Origin of the sequence: Pseudomonas sp. GM78 (genome assembly GCF_000282475.1) — a bacterium.
In the GTDB taxonomy this organism is placed as follows: Bacteria; Pseudomonadota; Gammaproteobacteria; order Pseudomonadales; family Pseudomonadaceae; genus Aquipseudomonas.
Genome location: NZ_AKJF01000175.1, coordinates 1 through 1,607 on the forward strand (window position 1 = coordinate 1; position 1,607 = coordinate 1,607).

The window sequence follows — 1,607 nt, forward strand, 5'->3', positions numbered from 1 at the left end:
TCAAGTGGTGACTTTGAATGTGTGTGGGGTTCATGGAGCGCTTACGATGATTGGCCTTGACCGTCTGCAGCACCGAACGCTGCTGATCGGTAGCCAGCAGCGTGGTTTCAGGAGCATCACCCTCGCGTCGTTGTTGCGCCAACAACTGGTCATCTTGCTGGACGATTGAGTAGCGCATCGCACCCTGTATCTCGGTGGTCAGCCTGCTTTTACAGTAGAAGCGCTGGCGCCCGGGGGTGTCTGCCAGTGCATGACTGATCACGCGATCGAGGGGGTCGTAGTAGTAGTAGTAGTGGCAGAGATCGGTTTCGCGCGGTGATGATGTCATGGGTGGTTACCCCAAGGTCCGAAGTGTGGGAGCTCAGTATTGGCCTCTTTACAAAAGTTGGGAACTAGCAGAACTGATAGGTGTGCTGGGGTTGCGTCTTCGATTTGCGGGTCGTTTGTGTGATTTGCGAGATGCTCGGTGGCAGTGCCGGCCTCTTCGCGGGCAAGCCTCGCTCCTACAGTGATTGGGGTAATCGCGAAATCAGCAATAGACACGAAACGGTGTGGGAGCCGCGCGAAAAGGGGACAGATTTATTTGACCACCGAGCGCGAAAAGGGGACAGATTTATTTGACCACCGAAAAGGGACAGACCGGAAAGGAGCGAAAAGGGCACAGATTTATTTAACAGGGAGAAAGAAAGGAAAAGTGGGGATTTATTTAAAGGAAGAAAAATGGCAAGAAAATGGGGCGAATTTTTTTACATTGAAAGGAGCAGATTCTGACCATTTTGCTAATCTTTGTTGAGGTTTTTCGTTGGTCTGCCTTGGCCTCGACTTGTTATTCGAAGCCCTGTGATTTGCTCTATTTCTTCGACAAAGCGTGAGGATCCTGTCAGTTGTCCTCGCTGTAGCGCACTTCTGATTAGGTCCAGTTCTCCATTCGGAGCAACCTGCTCTACAAATTCTTTATAGCGTTCTCGTCGAACGAGTTCTGTTGAGCCAAGTGCTTCAAAGCATGGATCAATGTCCAGCCAGTTGTTTTCTGTTGGCTCTACTACACGAAGACTATAGCTTGACCACGGATAGTGTTCCGCTTTTAACACAATGTGAGCTCTTACGGGGTTTAGCTCAATGTATCGGCTGCACGCCAGAAGATAAGTGTCCGATTGAACGATGCTGGACTTGTAACGACTCTCCCATAGAGTGCCTGAGCGTCCTTCCAGCCTATTTCGATAACGAGTCATGCGAGCGGCGAGCGCTTTCATCAGTCGTCCTAAGCTTGCGGGCGTGTCGCCAGGTGAGAGTAAAAGATGGACATGATTGGTCATTAAGCAATAGGCGTACACCCTCAAGCCGAGGGCCTCTTTTAACTCGCGTAGGTCTGAGAGGTAGTACTCAAAATCACGGGCATCAGCGAATACGACCTGCCGATTGTGACCCCGCTGTACAATGTGGTGGGGGTAGTTAGGCAGCACTACGCGTCCGATTCTTGCATATTTCTACGTCCTTGCGATGAAGGGGAGAGTCTAGTCGTAGCGGAAAGAATCACTCCTGTTTGTTGTAAGCAAATCTATCGCTTCATTGTTGTGCGTGGCGCTTAAATAAATCTGTCCCCTTTT

Annotated in this window: 2 protein-coding genes and 1 pseudogene; 1 reads left to right on the forward strand and 2 read right to left on the reverse strand. The window is 50.3% G+C overall.

Going from position 1 to position 1,607, the window contains the following annotated elements; genetic code table 11:
- A pseudogene (locus PMI35_RS06455) lies at window positions 1-328 on the reverse strand (RHS repeat-associated core domain-containing protein); the annotation flags it as partial.
- Between the two features lie 255 nt (window positions 329-583).
- On the opposite strand from PMI35_RS06455, the gene PMI35_RS34750 reads away from it, so the two are divergent.
- Window positions 584-793 (forward strand): hypothetical protein, encoded by a 210-nt coding sequence (locus PMI35_RS34750; RefSeq protein WP_157295786.1) that lies wholly within the window; start codon window positions 584-586, stop codon window positions 791-793.
- Here the strand turns inward: PMI35_RS34750 and PMI35_RS34210 are convergent.
- On the reverse strand, window positions 780-1,463 hold the full coding sequence (locus tag PMI35_RS34210; protein WP_008064074.1) for a transposase: 684 nt from the start codon (window positions 1,461-1,463) through the stop codon (window positions 780-782). The two genes, PMI35_RS34750 and PMI35_RS34210, sit on opposite strands and share 14 nt — an antisense overlap.
- Between the last annotated feature and the right edge of the window lie 144 nt (window positions 1,464-1,607).